The following is a 17,517-nucleotide window of genomic DNA, read 5'->3' as shown; positions in this document are numbered from 1 at the left end:
ATTATTCATTTTTGTATCATTAAACGCTTATGTTTTACTTCCAATTAACTAACCGGTTGGTATCCTGGGACTTCAAATGCTGGCATAAAAATTGCAAGTATAGAAAGTGACATTGTTTTTTGGGAGGAGCCATACGTGGATTTAGCAAACGAAAGCCAATTTTTCAATCACGTCGGTTTTGAAATGAAGGAAGCCGACGAAGGGGACGTCACCATTCTCCTCGATATCGACGAGAAGCACATGAATCGCAACGACACTCTCCACGGCGGCGTGCATGCCACGATGCTGGACAATGTGCTCGGCGCGGTCCTCCATCACCGTACCGAATTGCCGAGCACGACGGTGTCCCTCAACGTCAACTACCTGGCTCCGGTGAAAAAAGGTCGGCTGAGCGCAACCGGCACCATTTTGCAACTTGGCTACAAGTCAGCGACCGTCGAAGGGGTTATTACGGATGCAACGGGCACAGCGATCGCAAAAGGGACAGGAACATTTAAAATACTGAGAAAAGGTTGATGCAAAAATGGAAGATGTGGTTATCGTTTCTGCCGTCCGGACGGCCATCGCGAAAAAAGGCGGAGCGTTAGCGTCCGTCGATCCGTCCGTGTACGGCGGCGAAGTCATCAGCGAGGCGTTGCGTCGCGCGGACGTGGAACAGGAAGCCGTGGAAGATGTTATTTTCGGAAATTGTCTCAGCGGCGGAGGAAACACCGCGCGCGTGTCGCTCCTCGAAGCGGGCTTGCCGGTGGAGATTCCGGGGCTCACGATTGATCGCCAATGCGGATCGGGCATTAATAGCGTCGCTTTAGCTGCCGAGAAAATCATCGCAGGAAATGCCGATGTTGTCGTGGCCGGCGGCACGGAAAGCATGACGCGTAGCCCGCACCTGTTAGCCGTGCAAGAACGGGCGTACGACCGGCGGCCGCCGTCGTTCATTAATCGCAGGCTCTCGCCCGATGCCATCGGGGATCCGCCCATGGGCATTACGGCGGAGAACCTGGCGGATCAGTATGAGGTGAGCCGCGAAGAGCAGGATGCTTTTGCGTTGAGAAGCCAGGAGCGCATGGGTGATGCGGTGGAGAAAGGGTATTTCAAGGATCAAATTGTGCCGATCGACGTGAAAACACGAAAAGGCACCGTGACGTTTGATCAAGACGAGCATCCGCGCCCGGATGTGACAAAGGAATCGCTCGCCAAACTCGCGCCGGTTTTTAAAAAAGACGGCAGCGTCACTGCCGGCAGTTCCTCCGGGATTAACGACGGGGCGTCGGCGTTGGTGTTGATGTCCGGGACCGAAGCCAAAAAGCGCGGATTGAAACCGCTGGCAACGGTGAAGGCATCGGCGGTCGCGGGCGTTGACCCGAATATTATGGGCATCGGTCCCGTTCCGGCTGTGAAAAAAGTACTTGAAAAAAGCGGGGATCAGTTGGATGATTTCGATTTGATCGAAATCAATGAAGCGTTTGCCGCCCAAGTGCTCGCTTGTGACCGGGACCTAAACTTTGACATGGACAAAGTGAATGTGAACGGCGGAGCGATCGCCCACGGCCATCCAATTGCCGCGACCGGCGGTATGCTCGTGACGAAATTGTGCTATGAGCTCGAACGCCGCGGGGAGAAGAAAGGACTCGTCACCGCCTGCATCGGCGGCGGCCAAGGCATCGCACTCGTCGTGGAGCGAGACTAATTGTAAAGTGCCAGAATATCTGCGGAAAGTGACAGAATATGAGCGAAAAGTGACAGATTATCTGCGAAAAGTGACAGATTAAACATGCAAAGTGACAGATTATCCGGAAAAAGTGCCAGATCCAAGAGTGAAAAAGAGGGAGAGATACCGATGGATTTACGCTTAACAGAAGAACAAAAAATGGTGCAGACGACGATTCGCAAATTCGTGGAAAAAGAACTGATGCCGCTGGAGAACGATGTGCTGCGCAATGAACGGGAAGGGAAGCCGAGCCTCCCCGCAGAAAAAATCGAAGAGCTGCAACAAAAAGCGAAAGATGCCGGTTTCTGGGGCATCAATACGCCGGAAGAGTACGGCGGCGCCGACCTCGGCCAGGTCATGTACGCGATCGTCATGATGGAAGTGGCGAAGACGTTCGTCCCGTTCACGTTCGGCGGTTCGGCCGACAACATCCTCTATTACGGCAACGAAGAACAAAAAGAAAAGTATCTCCTCCCGACGATCAGCGGCGAGAAAAAATCCTGCTTTGCCCTCACCGAACCCGGCGCCGGATCCGATACGCAAAACATCAAAATGACCGCGGAAAAAGACGGCGATGAATGGGTGCTTAACGGCGAGAAAACGTTCATCACCGGCGGGAATGAAGCAGACTTTGTCATGGTGATCGCGATCACGGACAAGGAAGCCCACGCGGCCAACGGCCGGGACGGCGTTACTTGTTTCATCGCGGAAAGAGACATGGGCTGGAAATCCGAATACATCGACACGATGGGCGAATGGGGGCCCGCATCGCTTATTTTCGATCAAGTGCGCGTGCCGGAAGAAAACATTCTCGGCGAGCTCGACCGCGGCTACGACCTCGGGTTGGAATGGATCGGATTCGCCCGCTGGATCGTCGGGGCACGGGCAGTCGGATCGGCCGAACGTTTGCTCAATATGGCCATCGATTATTCCAAGGAGCGGGAAACGTTCGGAAAACCGATTTCCACCCGCCAAGCGATCCAGTGGCAAATTGCGGACTCGGCGGTCGAGCTCGAAGCGGCCAAATGGTTGGTCCTCAACGCCGCCTTCAGCTTGGACAACGGCGAAGACAATCGCCACTATGCCTCGATGGCAAAACTATACGGCGCGACGAAGGGAAATGACATCATCGATCGCGTGATGCAAATCCACGGCGGCATGGGCTACACGAAAGAGCTGCCCATCGAACGCTGGTACCGGGAAGCCCGGCTCTGGAGAATCTATGACGGGACCGATGAAATTCAACGCTTGATCATTTCTCGTAACCTATTAAAAGGAAATGTAAAACTGGGGCAACACATTTAATCTGCTACGTGTTTACAAGGGTTTATTTTCATATAAAATATAAGTAACTTTAGGATGGGAGTGGTATATATGACAAATTTTTCAGGACAAACGGCATTTATAACCGGTGGAAGCCGGGGGATCGGGCGTGGCATTGCCGAACGGCTCGTCCATGACGGCGCGAAAGTGGCGATTATCGATATCAACGAAGAAGCGTTGGCAGAGGCGCGCGAACACTTTGCAGGCCAGGATGTTTTGGCGATCAACGCGAACGTTACGAATCGCGAAGAAGTAGAAAACGCGATGAAGGAAGCCTATGACGCGTATGGTTCCATCGACATCCTTGTCAACAATGCCGGCGTCATCCGCGATAACATGCTTTTTAAAATGACCGAAGACGATTGGAAGACGGTCATGGATGTGCATTTGAATGGGTCCTTTAACGCCGCGAGTGTGGCGCAAACGTATATGGTTGAGCAAAAATACGGCCGTATTATCAATCTATCATCGACGTCGGCTTTGGGAAATCGCGGACAGGCGAACTATTCAACCGCTAAAGCAGGTTTGCAAGGGTTTACAAAAACGTTGGCTATTGAACTTGGCAAATTTGGAATTACGGCGAATTCTATCGCGCCCGGATTCATCGAAACGGACATGACGAAAGCGACGGCCGAGCGGCTCAACATTCCTTTTGAAAAATTGGTGGAAGCAAGCGTCTCGCAAATCCCCGTCGCTCGCAGCGGGAGACCTGAAGATATCGCGAACGCGGTGGCGTTTTTCGCCGATGAGCGTTCCTCGTTCGTGAGCGGACAAGTCATCTACGTCGCCGGCGGACCGAAAGCGTAAAGGAGGTTGGAGACAATGTTTGAAGATGCAATTGGAAAGCGATCCAATAAGGTGAGAAATACGGTTGAACGTGGCGCCGTGCGCAAATTCGCCGACGCCATCGGGGATGCGCATCCGATTTTCGTCGATGAAGATGCGGGAAAGGCATCGCGCTATGGCGCCAATATCGCGCCGCCGACATTCCCGCGCGTGTTTGATTACGGAGAAATCGACGGATTGGGATTGCCGAGCAAAGGACTCATTCACGGCGAGCAAATCTATCATTATGAACGCCCGCTGCTCGTCGGCGAAGACATTCATTGCTGGACGGAAGTGAAAGATTACAAGGAAAAAGCCGGAAAAAGCGGCACGATGGGGATTCTCACGCTCGAAGGAAAAGGGGAAGACGACGATGGGACACTCGTTTTCAGCGCCGACCAAGTGGTCATTATTACCGAAGCAGTCAGAAAGGGGATGAAGGCATGAGCGCGATTGCAGAAAAACAGGCCGGCGACACGTTGGAGGCGGTAACGCTGCCCCCGGTGTCACGTCTTGATTTAATTAAATACGCCGGCGCATCCGGCGACTATAATCCGATCCATACGATTGATGAAGAAGCGGAAAAAGCGGGACTCCCCGGCATTATCGCTCATGGCATGTGGACGATGGGCAACCTCGCCAAACTCTTCACCCCTTACTACGAGGAAGGATTCATCGAAACGTACCAAATTCGCTTCCGCGGCATGGTTTTTCTCGGCGACGAGGTTTCATTGAACGCGGAAGTGAGCGAGCAAAACGAGGGAAAAATCACTTTTGATGTGAACGCGAAAAACCAAAAAGAGGAAGACGTTTTAAAAGGGAAGGTTGTTTTTAAGACGTATTAGGAAAAACAAAGAGGGGGCCAACGAAAGGTATGGTGCCCCTCTTTATGCCATCATTATTGAAATCGCTTTTATAAGGGATGAGTAACATGAAAGGCAGGAAATGAATGATGCAGCGATGGGGAACAACAACAGCGTTCATTTTTGTGTTACTTGTTATTTTTTCGGCGTGCGAGCCTTCGTCTGCGGACGAGGCAGCAGAGGAAGCGGAAGAGGAAACGTACACGTTAACGTATCACTCTTCCTATCCTCCTTCCGAATATGAGTGGGAACCCAAGTACCAAGCCCAGGAAAGGTTTATGGAGCTGGTAGAGGAACGAACGGACGGCCGTGTAACCTTTGATGTGTATTACAGTGACCAGTTGTTTGGCCAAGATGAATCGGCTGATGCCCTTGCCCGCGGAACCATTGATATCCAAAATACTTCACCCTCCTATTGGGTGGAACGAATACCGGAAGGGGCGATCGCTTCCTTGCCTTATTGGAATATGGGGGAAGAACATACACGCCATCTGTTGCGGGAAACAGAAGTCGGAGCGTTGTATGAAGAAGCGCTGGAAGATTACGGAGTGAAACCGTTAACTTTTTGGTCAAGCAGCACGACGGGTTATATGTCCACCTCCCCGATTGCCGAAGTTGAAGATATGGAAGGCATGGTTATGAATATCGTGAGCAATTTAACGATTGATTTTAACCAAAGCATGGGATCCGGTGTCGCTTCCTTGCCCGCGGCTGAGCAATATGAAGGCTTGTTAAGAGGCACAATTGACGCGATGCAATTTCCATACTACACGTTAGATACGTATAACTTTGTGGAAGTTGTTGATTATTTATCCGTTCCAACCCTTAATCCTGCGTTAGGGATGGTAGCTATTAGCGAGTCCACCTGGGAAGAACTTCCCGAAGACATCCAGGCCATTATGCAGGAAACGGCCTTGGAAATGGAAAAAGATGCGATGGAAGGCTCGCAACGATATACGCGAGAGATTTTTGATTTAGCCGAAGAAGAAGGGACGGAATTCGTTCCGATGTCAGAGGAAGAATTCGATGAATTAGAACAAATCAGCCAGGAAAAAATTTGGAGAAATTTTGCTTCCATGAATGAGCGTACGGAAGAAATGGTGGAAACGTTGCTCGTTGAAAATGAGAAGTGGATTGAGGAGAACCCTGAAGCGGACAACTATATGGATCAATATTTAGATTGACAGCAAAGATCGAAGCAAGAGGGGCGATGATTCAATGAAACAAGTGGTGATCAGAACGATGAGCGGGATCACCAAGATAAATAAAGCGATGGTATGGGTTATCGGAACGTTAATCGCGTTTGTAAGTATATTGTTATTTTTCGATGTATTAATGCGGTATTTTTTCAATGCTCCGACGGTTTGGGCGTTTGATTTGTCGACTTGGAGCACCGGCATCATTGCTTTTGGTTTGGGTGGATATGCCCTGGCTATGGGGCACCACGTCCGGGTGGATGTTTTTTTTGAAAACTATTCAAGAAAACAAAAAAGTGTCGTTGATCTCGTAGGGATGGCTCTATTATTTGTTATGGCCGTCACCCTTATATGGGTGGGCATGGATTATGTCATTCACTATTACCAGGTGGGAGCCATGTCATCCGGGGGGATGGAAATGCCCCTGTGGATTCAATGGTTGATCGTCCCTATTGGCGGTGCTCTGATTGGCTTGCAAGGTTTGGTGAGAAGCATCAACAATATCCATATTATCGTCACCGGAGAAGATCTTTATAATGCCGAGGAGGGACGATAGATGGATATTGGAGTCATAGCAATTATCTTATTTGGCTCATTGTTCCTCTTTCTATTTCTCGGGGTGCAGGTTAGTTTCGCCATGGGCGGCATCTCGATCATTATGGGATTAATCTTCTGGGATGGTTTTTCAAGTTTGGATGGTTTTGTGCTAGGTTCATATGAACACGCCACCCAGTCGATCCTGACGGCGCTTCCATTGTATATTTTTATGGCAGCGGTTTTGATGTATAGCGACTTGGCCGAAGACATGTATGAAGTGATTTACCGTTGGTTCGGCGGGATCCGGGGAGGACTGGCGGCCGGAACTTCCGTGGTGTCAGCCGTTTTTGCTTCCATGGTAGGGGTCGTTTCCGTAGCCACCGCGGCATTGGGCATGGTGGCAAGGCCATCGATGTTAAAAAGAGGGTATGATGACAAATTAACTTTGGGAGTCATTATGGCCGGGGGTGTTTTAGGCGTTCTCATCCCGCCAAGCATTGTCATGATCGTCTATGCATCAGAGTCGGGAGAATCGGCGGGAGCCTTATTTATGGCCGGCATATTGCCGGGAATTTTGGCCGCTATTCTGTTTATTATTTACTCCCTCGTTTTATGTTTCATCAAGCCGGAAAAAGGACCGAATATTGAAGTTGGCCATCGCTTCACATGGGCGGAAAAATTTTGGTCTTTAAAAGGGATTATTTTACCCGCGGTCGTTATTTTCCTAGTGCTTGGTTCGATTTACTTAGGGGTCGCGACGCCGACGGAAGCGGGTGCCGTGGGAGCTGCCGGCGCATTATTTGCGGCAGGGACGAGGAAAAAACTAAACATGGAAAATATCAAAAGTATATTTCTCATGACCGCCCGTCTAAGCGGAATGATCTTTTGGATATTAATCGGCGCCGTTGCCTATGCGCGTATCGTCGCGGTAACCGGAGTCGGGGACTGGTTGGCAGGGATGATTACGGAAACCGGTTTTAATCGCTGGATCATTCTGATATTAATTCTATTATTTTTCCTTATATTAGGGATGTTCATTGATACCGTCGCGGTGTTGTTAATTACCGCTCCCTTGTTTTTGCCTGTGCTTACCGCTTTAGACTTTAACATGATTTGGTTCGGCATTTTGTTTTGCATTGCCGTTTGCATAGGGAACCTCACCCCGCCTTTTGGGGTCAGTCTGTTTATTATGAAAGGGGTCGCCGGGGATTTAAATATCCGGTCGATTTATGCAGCTGTATGGCCATTTATTTTCCTGCTGTTGCTGCTACTGATCATCATCATATTAATTCCGGAAATTGCCTTATTACTGCCGGCTTTGATGATGGATTAAGTTTATTCCGGGCGGGAGGTGAACGAGGAACATGATAAGATAAAAACGAAGAGGGATAAATTTATAGGGTGGTGAACGTTTTCGATATGGGAAAGTGCCGTTTATGGTTAACGACAGAAGAAATCAGACCCGAAAGTTTGGAGGGCGCGACGGTTGTTGTTATTGATGTGCTGCTAGCGACAACGACACTTGTCACCATTATGGAACGGGGCGCCCGGCGTATTTTTCCGGTTTCCGGAGTAGAAGAAGCTCATCGGTTGAAGAAAGAACTCGGTCATTCTTCCGTGCTTACCGGAGGAGAGCTCGGAGGGCAGCCTGTTGAAAGCTTTGATTGCGCCCATTTGCCGGATGAATACACACCGGAACGTGTGAAAGATCAGGATATCGTCTTTTTATCTTCCAACGGGACGAGAGCGATTATGAAAGCGAAAGCAGCGGACACGTTGGTCTTGGGGAATTTGAGAAATGCCTATGCAATCGCGGATTATATCAACCGGGAAGCTCCGGAAGAAGTCATTATCGTGTGCGCGGGTTCCCTCGGGCAGTTTTCATTGGAAGACTATATTTGTGCAAATCTTATCCTGTCCCGGCTTAACGTGGAAAATGCTCACTTAAACGATGCCGCTGTGTATGCATTGGACCAACGTTTTGATCCGAAAAATGTGGCGGAGCTTGTGGCAAAGGGACGCGTGGGGCGCAATTTTCACAAATTGGGATTGGATGCGTTGTTGGAGTTTGTGGTCGAGGTAGGGAGCTCGGAGTCGGTGGTAGGGCTTCATAACGGAGCTGAACTAAGATTTAAGTCTATGGGGAGTGAAGCAAAATGACCCAATCCGTACGCAGTGGCGAAGAACTGGATCTTGCTAAAATAAAACCGTTTTTGGAAAAACATCTGGATGACATTCCTAAAGACGAGCCTTTAAAAGTGAATCAATATCCCGCCGGGGCTTCGAACTTAACCTATCTATTAGCTTGCGGCGAGTGGCAAGGCGTTTTGCGGCGTCCGCCGTTCGGACCGCTGCCGCCTAAAGCTCACGACATGAAGCGGGAGTATGAGATCCTTTCGCGACTCCATCCTGCATTTCCTTTGGCACCGAAGCCGTATGTGCTCGGGGAAGACCCATCCGTCATGGACGCCACGTTTTACGTCATGGAGCGAAAAGAAGGCATTGTCATCGATGACAAGTTGCCCGAAGGGGTAGAGGAAACGGAAGAGATCGGCCGACACCTGTCCCATCAATTTATTGATACGTTGGCAGCGCTTCACCGGGTGGACACCGAAAAAGCCGGTCTGCATCAATTCGGTAAACCGGAAGGGTTCATGGAACGCCAAGTCCATGGCTGGCTTAAACGTTATGAACGGGCCAAAACCGAAGACATTCCAGAATATGAAAATCTGAAAAAATGGCTCACGGAAAACGTCCCCGCAGACGGAGAGACGACGGTCATTCACAATGATTTCAAGTTCAATAATCTTTTATTTTCCAATGATCTATCCGAGATAAAAGCGGTTGTCGATTGGGAAATGGCGACGATCGGCGATCCCCTTTTCGACCTCGGCGTCGTTCTCAGTTACTGGATCCAGGACGACGACCCGGAACTTTTACAATCGACGTTCCAAACGGTCACGAAAAAACCCGGCTTTTTAACTCGCCGCGAACTGATTGATCGTTATGCGGAAAAAAGCGGACGGGATTGCTCATCGATTCATTTTTACCAAATGTTTGCTTATTTTAAGTTGGCCGTAATTGTTCAACAGATTTATTTTCGCTGGAAAAACGGCCAGACGCAGGATGAACGCTTTAAGCATTACGGTGGCCGCGCGAAAAGTCTAATTGAATATGCATCGCAATCATTAAATGAGGGGTGAAACACATGGATTTCGGCAAAACGGATAAAGTGAAAGATTTAGAAGAACGTGTGTGGCGGTTTATGGAAGAAGTGATTGACCCGAATGAAAAAGTGTATGAGGAACAACTCAACGAACAGTCCACGCGTTGGCAATCACCGCCAATTATGGAAGAGATGAAGCAACAAGCGAAGGACGCGGGACTATGGAATCTATTCTTGCCGGAAAGCGAGCTTGGCGCGGGGCTCACGAACGTGGAATACGCGCCGTTATGCGAGATTATGGGACGATCGTCGATCGCGCCGGAAGTCTTCAATTGCTCGGCGCCCGACACCGGGAACATGGAAACGCTCGTCCGCTATGCGTCGGAGGAGCAAAAGAAACAGTGGTTGGAACCGCTGCTGGATGGCAAGATCCGCTCCGCGTTCGCCATGACCGAGCCGAACATCGCTTCGTCAGACGCGACAAACATCGAAACGCACATCAAAAAAGACGGCGATGCCTACATCATTAACGGCCGCAAATGGTGGACATCGGGCATCATGGATCCGCGCTGTGAAATCATGATTGTGATGGGCAAATCGGACCCGGACGGCCCGAAATATACACAACAGTCGATGATATTAGTGCCGAGAGACACACCCGGCGTCACCGTCCATCGCCACTTGCCCGTCTTCGGCTATGACGATGCGCCCGAAGGACACGGGGAAGTGGAGTTCGACAACGTGCGTGTCCCCGCTTCGAACATCCTTTGGGACGAAGGCAAAGGGTTCGCGATCGCTCAAGGGCGCCTCGGACCGGGACGGATTCATCACTGCATGCGTCTCATCGGCTTGGCGGAAAAGTCGCTCGAGGCAATGTGTGAGCGCGTGCAAGACCGCTCCACCTTCGGCAAACAACTCTCGGAGCAGGGCGTGATCCAGGAATGGATCGCCGATTCGCGCATCGAGATTGAACAGGCGCGTCTGTTGACGATGAAAGCCGCTTATATGATGGATACAGTCGGAAATAAAGAAGGGCGCACGGAAATCGCCATGATCAAGGTCGTCGCGCCGAACATGGCGCTGCGCGTCATCGATCGCGCCATTCAAGCGCATGGCGGGGCCGGTGTGAGTGACGACTTTCCTCTCGCGCAAAGCTGGGCGAAAGCGCGCACGCTCCGTCTCGCGGATGGTCCTGACGAAGTGCACCGCCGCTCGGTCGGGCGATTGGAACTGAAAAAATATCGATAACGGGAGGTTTTTTAATGACAACGATGGATTTATTTAACTTAAGCGGCCAAACCGCGATCATCACCGGCGGTGGCCGGGGCCTAGGCGAATGGATGGCGGAAGCGCTCACCGACGCGGGCGCGAACGTCGTCCTCTGTTCGCGAAAAAAAGAAGCATGCATAGATGTAAGAGATCGCATCAACGAGAACGGCGGCAACGCCATCGCGTTTCGCTGTGACGTCACCGATGAAGATGAAGTGCAAGAAGTCGTGGACGCGACGATGGAGCACTTCGGCCGCATTGATATTTTGGTGAATAACAGCGGTACGTCATGGGGTGGGGACAACCCTGAGGACATGCCGGTGGATAAATTTAAAAAAGTCGTCAATGTCAACCTCGTTGGGACGTTTATCATGTCTCAGGCCGTCGGAAGAAAAATGATTGAAACGAACACGAAAGGACGCATCATCAACATCGCCTCCGTCGCGGGCTTGAAAGGCTCCAACCCGGAAGTGATGCAAGCAATCGGCTATAACTCCAGCAAAGGCGGCGTGCTCACCTTCACGAAAGATTTGGCCATCAACTGGGCGCGCCACGGCATCACCGTCAACGCCATCGCTCCCGGCTTCATTCCGACGAAAATGAGCCAAGACGTCATCGAGCCGATCAAGGATCAAATGATCGCAAACGTCCCGTTGCAGCGGCTCGGGGAAGCCGATGATATGCGCGGAACGATCGTATATATGGCATCACCGGCGGCAGCATTTATGACCGGCCAAACGATCGTCCTCGACGGCGGTGTGACGTCCGGATAAGGAGGCATGTGAAATGAGATTAGAAGGAAAAACAGCGATCGTCACAGGTGCCGGCTCCGGCATCGGGCGCGCGACGGCGATTGATTTTGCCCGCGAAGGCGCTCAGGTGGTCGTTGCTGATATCAACGCTTCGGCCGGCGAGGAAACGGTCGCGGAGATTGAAAAAACAGGCGGCGAGGCGCGGTTTGCCAAGGTGGACGTGGCTTCGTATGAGAGCGTGGAGCACCTGGTGCAGCAGGCCGTGGCGCACTTCGGAAAACTGGACATCATGCATAACAACGCCGGCACCGGAAACCCGCCGCATAACGTCATGGACATGCCGATCGAGGAATACCAACGCGTCGTGAACGTGAACCAAAATGGTGTTTTTTACGGCATCAAAGCGGCGGCGCACGCCATGGAAGACAGCGGCGGCGTCATCATCAACACCGCCTCCATCTACGCGGGCATAGCCGACCGGAAACGTTTCCCATACCACGCCAGCAAGGGCGCAGTTGTTTCCATGACGAAAGCGGCGGCATTGGATTTGGCAAAATATAACATCCGCGTAACGGGCATTGCACCTGGTCTCATTGAAACCGGCATCGTGGAAGACTGGAAAAGCGACCCAGACGTATGGGCGATTATTGAAAAAGCACAAATGCGCCGCAAAGCCGGCAAGCCGGAAGAAGTCGCGAAACTGGTCTCCTTTTTAGCCAGCGACGACGCCTCGTTCCTGAATGCCCACGTGTACCACGTGGACGACGGCGCGGCAGCGTTTAAACGGTAAGGGAAGTGCTTAGAGGCAGAAAAATGTGATCATGGTAACCTAACGCGGAAGTGGAGTCCAGGTTAGGTCGCCAAACGGGGTCTATGATGCCCTAACGTTGAAGCGATTCACGAATTAGGTCACCAAAAGCGCTTCATGACGCCCTAACACACTTGTAGGTTTCGGTATAAGTTCAGGAAAGCCGAAATTTTTTGAGAAAATGTTTTCATAGAAGGAGTGAACATCATGCGTGCATGGCAAGTGAAAGAACTCGCGGATCCGGCGCAGGCACTGGCTTTGGAAGAGCTGGAAAAACCTGAGCGGGAAGAAGGACAAGTGCTCATTAAAACGCAGACAGCAGCTTTAAATTTTTTCGATATTCTATTGTGTCAAGGGAAGTACCAGGAAAAACCCCCGCTCCCCTTTACACCCGGTGCGGAAATCGCGGGCACGGTAGAAGCGGCCGACTCCGGAAGTGATTTCCAAGTCGGGCAAAAAGTATTGGCCAGACCAGCGCTCCCCAACGGCGGTTTCGCGGAATGGGTCTCCGTCCCGGAAGCATCCGTTTTCCGTGTGCCCGAATCGATGTCTTTTCAGGAAGCAGCCGCGATGTACATCACCTATCAAACCGCCTGCTACGCCCTGCACGACCGCGCAAACATTAAAACGGGCGACGTCCTGCTCGTCCATGCCGGCTCCGGTGGTGTCGGCTCCGCCGCGATTCAACTCGGAAAAGCGGTCGGTGCTCGCGTAATCGCCACAGCAGGTGGCCCCGAAAAAGTGCAAGTATGTAAAGATCTAGGCGCAGACGTCGCCATCGACTACAAAGCGGAAGATTTCGTAGATACTGTAAAAAAAGAAACTGACGGCCGCGGCGCCGATATCATCTTCGACCCTGTCGGCAGCGACACATTCGATCGCTCCCGCAAATGCATCAACTTCGCCGGCCGCATCTTGGTTGTAGGCTTCGCCGGTGGACGAATCCCGGAAGCCCCCACCAACCACGCGTTGGTAAAAAACTACTCGATCGTCGGCGTCCATTGGGGCTACTTCGCGAAGCTCTACGAAGACGAAATGATACGCATGCACCACACCCTATGCGACATGTACGAAGCGGGTGAGATTAAACCGTTGATCTATGACGAGTTCCCGTTTGAAGAAGTGCCGCATGCGTTAGATCTATTGGGTGATCGGAAGACGTATGGGAAGGTTGTTGTGGATGTTGGGGGAGAAGCGTAAAAGGATGCGAGCAGCGATGGCTGCTCGCTATTTTAATGTTTTTCGGCACCTTACGCTAATTAGTCTTCGTGCGTTAAAAACATAAGCTATTGCGCATGTCAGGTTTCGGGTCTAAACGCAATTAATACATAAAACAGAAAATTCAAATATTATAAAAATACTTGCAATTTAAAATATTATTTGATAAAGTATGTATAAATAGAATTGACAGATAACTAAATAGGGTAGATTGTTTAGTTGATAAAAATGTCAAATATATCGACCTTTCAATCAAGAAATAATAGAAGATTCTGTTCAGTGTTAAAAGAACTTAGTTCCATAATAATCTTGAACGTTAAGTTTTATGGAGAGCTACCTGAAAATCTTGTACGAATCTTAAACACCATATTACGATAGAACAAAGAATATTTAAAAATATATAGCCCAAAAAGAAGGAAGTTAGAAGAAAATAGATAAATTTTTTATGTTCGTAAATTTTGAGAGGAGGTAAAAAGTTGTCAGTTTTTTGGGAGGATATTGGTTCACTCATTCAAGAAGAGACCAAAAATGGTATTAGAATGAAAACGTATAAAGAAAGACCTCAAAACATAAATGAAACACTAAGAAATAGTGCGAATCGTTTTCCAAATAAAACAGCTTTAGTCCATGAAGATGAACGAGTAACATATAAGCAGCTACAAGAACAAGTGAACCGTGCGGCTTATCAATTGAAAAACCAATACGGTGTTGGAAAAGGAGACCGGGTGGCATTTCTGCTGACGAATGGCGTTCCATTTGTAGTGGGGGTATATGCAGCCTTACAAATTGGGGCAATAGCGGTTCCCCTTAATACAAAGCTAAAATCTACTGAGTTAAAGTTCATGTTAACTAATTCCGGTGCAAAAGTAGTGATTGCCAATCAAGAATGGTGGTTAAACATTGAAACGACTATTGAACAACTACCGGTTGAAACGATTTTTATTACAGAACATAGACCGCCGGATGGAACTATTCCTTTTTCGCGTCTTGTTAATCAACACGTTAAAGATGAAGTTACTGCGCAAGTTTATGAAAATGATGAAGCTTTTATTATGTATACCTCAGGGACAACAGGAACACCTAAAGGAGCATTAATTACACATTTCAACATGCTTCATACCACATTAAATTACACATATTGTTATAATCTCTCTTCTGATGACTCTACTGTTGTTGCTGTTCCCGCATTTCATATCACTGGATTAGCTGCTCAAGTAATGACGCTTATACAATTAGGCGGGAAAGTAGTATTAATGCCGTTTTTTGAACCTAAACGATTTCTGGAAATTTTACAAGATGAAAGAATCACGCATGTTATAGCATCCCCTACGGTATATGTTATGACATTACAACATCCGGAGCTGAAAAAGTATGATGTGTCACAAATTAGAGTCGCTGGTTTTGGTGGTGCGCCTATGCCAAGTGAAACCTTAAAAGGTTTAAAAAACTGGGTTCCAAATATAGAATTACACAATACGTACGGACTCACTGAGACCACTTCTCCGGCAACTATTATGCCTAACGAACATCAAATGAACCATGTAAGCTCCGTTGGAGTTCCAACGCCTGTAAATGATGCTCGCGTAGTTAATCCGGAAACACGACAAGACCTAGCGCCAGGGGTAGTTGGAGAGTTATTGTTTAAAGGACCAATGGTTATTCAAAAATATTGGAATAATCAAGAAGCTACAAATAAAGCAATATCCGATGGGTGGTTCTCGACTGGAGATTTGGCAGTAATAGACAAGGATGGTTTTGTGACCATAATGGATCGAATTAAGGATGTGGTAAATCGAGGTGGAGAAAAAATTTTTTCCGTTGAAGTTGAAGATGTATTGTATTCAAATCAAAAAATATTGGAAGCAGCAATTGTAGGTGTGCCTAATGATAAATACGGAGAAGTTGTAAAAGCCTGTATTGTACCTCATAAAAGTGAAAATCTTACAGAAAATGAGGTTAAGAAATGGGTGAAAGATAGACTTGCCAAGTTTAAGGTCCCTGAATATGTCGAGTTCATGGATATATTACCAAAAAACCCAAACGGTAAAGTAATTAAAACGGAACTCCGCTATATGCCTGAAACAAGTAAAATAGCCTCTCGGAATTAGAAGGCGGTGGAGGTGGTTCGGTCAAACGAACAAGGGGTCAATAGTCCCGAAAAAGCCCTAAAAGGCATGGAAATGAAAACCATTTTCAAAAAGGGCATACGTGCAGAATTTTGGATGTCGTTTTTTGAAAAACTTAAGCAGCGGCAGGGCAGATGGTCGTTTTAAGCTTGTTCCAATCGTCTTTTTGGCTCTCATACCAGGCGTCTATGTGTTGGCAGATCATAATGCCATAAATGCGCATGGTCCACATCATCGTTGATCGATGTCGACCGGCTTCCAACTGATAATCTTTCTTCTCACGCTTGTTTGTCCGTTCGCTTGAAGTTCGACGTTTATAGATGTCTTTCCACGCTTGAGAATCGCGTGGCGTTTTTGGAAACAAACGCAGGTTGTCGCTTGATTTCGTATGGTAGGTTCGACCATATGTCGCGTCCGAGCACCCGCAGGATCGCGTGCATCGCCACTTCCGGCGGTTCTGGGATTTGTCAAAGCCATTCGATTTCATTTTCTTCCCGTTTGGACAGATGGGAATGCCCTCGGGAGAAATTTGAATATCGCTGCCCGTTTCGATGTTCGTCTTGCTTCGTTTGTTCAAATCGATGAAAGGCTCGGTGCCTTGCTTATCCAAGAGCTCATAAATGGCGCCGGCATCATGAGCAGCATCCAGAAGCATGCGATCCACGGATCCCAGGGTGTAGCGTTGGTTGAATTCAACCGCGCTCGCGACCAAACTGACCGAATCGTGCCGGGAAGCCGGTTGCAGACGCGGATACAGTGGTAAATCGTGCGGGCTGTCCGCGGCCGTGAACATATAGAGATGATAACCGTTAAAATACGTCTCTCGGGAGCTGTCCCACCCGGAGTTGCAATCGGGCTGGGAATAGATGCGATGATGGCTGCATCCATAAATCCCGTTCGCCCGACAATCACAGGTCGGCTTGCTTCGCCGATAGGCTTGCGTGACCACAGGGGTGCCGTCCCCGGCGACACTAAGCGCGTTCGGATCTCCGATCAAGCCTAAGTCCGCAGAAACGCTTAAGATATTCTGCTCAAAAAACTGAAAGAGAGGGTCCCCGGGCAATGGTTTAAAGATGTCCATATGGCGTTCCAGCCATTGTACGAGGCGCTCGACGGTGCCTGGCTTGGGCTTTGGTTTCTGGCCATTCGTACCCTTATTGCCTTTCTTTTTCGGTTTTTGCTTCTTGGGCTTCATGTTTTTGTCCACCTCGGGCCAGATCCGTTGTTCGATAAAATCATAGAATGTGCCGACCCCGGGGAGATCATCAGGAGAAAAACCGCTGAGGATGGCATAAATGGGCGTGCGTTTCATTTCGTCGATCCATGCGGTGATCCCGATACCGGGATTCGTGAACAAGAAGACAAGATAGGAACGCAACATGGAAGCCGGGTCACGGGCTTCCGGCCCTTGATCCGAGTACTGATCCTGCAGCTGAGCGGTAATGCCGGAAAGGTCGGCCTGCCAACATTTGAGGATGAGTGGCCAATCCTGATTCAGGTGGATGATGGATCGTCCGTAATGTTCCTGAAGTTGTTGCAGGACAAAATTCTGGTACGTGTCATGCGAGCGAACCGTTGGTTTCAAACAAAAAACCCCCAAAATCGTAGAAAGGGAAAAAATGTTCCCTTCACCGGCGATTATGAGGATGATTTTAAAAAGTCAAGTACTTTTTGACCTAATTACAGAAATAATTTTTGCGGTTCATACGAACTAAGGAAAACAAAA

General features: G+C 49.2%; 17 protein-coding genes. 16 read left to right on the top strand and 1 reads right to left on the bottom strand.

Going from position 1 to position 17,517, the window contains the following annotated elements:
* Positions 1-135: 135 nt before the first annotated feature.
* The 16 genes from EPH95_RS04485 to EPH95_RS04410 all read left to right on the top strand — a co-directional run bounded on the left by EPH95_RS04485 (position 136) and on the right by EPH95_RS04410 (position 15,773).
* Positions 136-516 (top strand): PaaI family thioesterase, encoded by a 381-nt coding sequence (locus EPH95_RS04485; RefSeq protein ID WP_227004046.1) that lies wholly within the window; start codon positions 136-138, stop codon positions 514-516.
* A 7-nt stretch (positions 517-523) separates the two neighbouring features.
* The gene (locus EPH95_RS04480; protein ID WP_142087707.1) at positions 524-1,687 is read left to right on the top strand and encodes a thiolase family protein; all 1,164 of its coding nucleotides are present in this window, start codon (positions 524-526) and stop codon (positions 1,685-1,687) included.
* Positions 1,688-1,837: 150 nt separating this feature from the next.
* Positions 1,838-3,013, top strand: coding sequence for an acyl-CoA dehydrogenase family protein (locus tag EPH95_RS04475; protein WP_142087705.1), 1,176 nt, complete (start codon positions 1,838-1,840; stop codon positions 3,011-3,013).
* A 69-nt stretch (positions 3,014-3,082) separates the two neighbouring features.
* The gene (gene fabG / locus EPH95_RS04470) at positions 3,083-3,838 is read left to right on the top strand and encodes a 3-oxoacyl-ACP reductase FabG (protein ID WP_142087703.1); all 756 of its coding nucleotides are present in this window, start codon (positions 3,083-3,085) and stop codon (positions 3,836-3,838) included.
* 15 nt (positions 3,839-3,853) lie between these two features.
* The gene (locus tag EPH95_RS04465) at positions 3,854-4,303 is read left to right on the top strand and encodes a MaoC family dehydratase N-terminal domain-containing protein (protein WP_142087702.1); all 450 of its coding nucleotides are present in this window, start codon (positions 3,854-3,856) and stop codon (positions 4,301-4,303) included.
* Entirely contained in the window at positions 4,300-4,701 is a 402-nt protein-coding gene (locus tag EPH95_RS04460; RefSeq protein ID WP_142087700.1) for a MaoC/PaaZ C-terminal domain-containing protein, read from the top strand. The genes EPH95_RS04465 and EPH95_RS04460 overlap by 4 nt, the downstream gene beginning before the upstream one ends.
* A gap of 104 nt (positions 4,702-4,805) precedes the next feature.
* Positions 4,806-5,903 carry a TRAP transporter substrate-binding protein gene (locus EPH95_RS04455; protein ID WP_142087698.1) on the top strand — a complete coding sequence of 366 codons (1,098 nt, stop codon included), beginning with the start codon at positions 4,806-4,808 and terminating at the stop codon, positions 5,901-5,903.
* A 34-nt stretch (positions 5,904-5,937) separates the two neighbouring features.
* On the top strand, positions 5,938-6,471 hold the full coding sequence (locus tag EPH95_RS04450) for a TRAP transporter small permease subunit (protein WP_142087696.1): 534 nt from the start codon (positions 5,938-5,940) through the stop codon (positions 6,469-6,471).
* Positions 6,472-7,785, top strand: coding sequence for a TRAP transporter large permease (locus tag EPH95_RS04445; protein WP_142087694.1), 1,314 nt, complete (start codon positions 6,472-6,474; stop codon positions 7,783-7,785).
* A gap of 71 nt (positions 7,786-7,856) precedes the next feature.
* Positions 7,857-8,612, top strand: a complete 756-nt coding sequence (locus tag EPH95_RS04440) for a 2-phosphosulfolactate phosphatase (RefSeq protein WP_227004045.1) — start codon at positions 7,857-7,859, stop codon at positions 8,610-8,612.
* A complete protein-coding gene (locus EPH95_RS04435; protein WP_142087690.1) occupies positions 8,609-9,655 on the top strand; it encodes a phosphotransferase family protein in 1,047 nt (348 codons plus the stop codon). The genes EPH95_RS04440 and EPH95_RS04435 overlap by 4 nt, the downstream gene beginning before the upstream one ends.
* A 5-nt stretch (positions 9,656-9,660) precedes the next feature.
* On the top strand, positions 9,661-10,866 hold the full coding sequence (locus EPH95_RS04430; RefSeq protein WP_142091478.1) for an acyl-CoA dehydrogenase family protein: 1,206 nt from the start codon (positions 9,661-9,663) through the stop codon (positions 10,864-10,866).
* A gap of 14 nt (positions 10,867-10,880) precedes the next feature.
* Positions 10,881-11,660 carry an SDR family oxidoreductase gene (locus EPH95_RS04425; protein ID WP_142087689.1) on the top strand — a complete coding sequence of 260 codons (780 nt, stop codon included), beginning with the start codon at positions 10,881-10,883 and terminating at the stop codon, positions 11,658-11,660.
* A 13-nt stretch (positions 11,661-11,673) separates the two neighbouring features.
* Positions 11,674-12,429 carry an SDR family NAD(P)-dependent oxidoreductase gene (locus EPH95_RS04420; RefSeq protein WP_142087687.1) on the top strand — a complete coding sequence of 252 codons (756 nt, stop codon included), beginning with the start codon at positions 11,674-11,676 and terminating at the stop codon, positions 12,427-12,429.
* Between the two features lie 225 nt (positions 12,430-12,654).
* Positions 12,655-13,647: an NADPH:quinone oxidoreductase family protein gene (locus EPH95_RS04415; RefSeq protein WP_142087686.1), complete on the top strand. Its 993-nt coding sequence runs from the start codon at positions 12,655-12,657 to the stop codon at positions 13,645-13,647.
* Between the two features lie 494 nt (positions 13,648-14,141).
* Positions 14,142-15,773 carry a class I adenylate-forming enzyme family protein gene (locus EPH95_RS04410; RefSeq protein ID WP_142087684.1) on the top strand — a complete coding sequence of 544 codons (1,632 nt, stop codon included), beginning with the start codon at positions 14,142-14,144 and terminating at the stop codon, positions 15,771-15,773.
* Positions 15,774-15,906: 133 nt separating this feature from the next.
* Here EPH95_RS04410 and EPH95_RS04405 read toward each other — a convergent pair whose 3' ends face one another.
* Complete coding sequence (locus tag EPH95_RS04405) at positions 15,907-17,376, bottom strand: transposase (protein WP_142087683.1); 1,470 nt, start codon at positions 17,374-17,376, stop codon at positions 15,907-15,909.
* Between the last annotated feature and the right edge of the window lie 141 nt (positions 17,377-17,517).

This window comes from Salicibibacter halophilus (assembly GCF_006740705.1).
In the GTDB taxonomy this organism is placed as follows: domain Bacteria; phylum Bacillota; class Bacilli; order Bacillales; family Marinococcaceae; genus Salicibibacter; species Salicibibacter halophilus.
The sequence above is the reverse complement of the archived record's forward strand: the minus strand, read 5'-3'. Positions and strand labels throughout refer to the sequence as shown.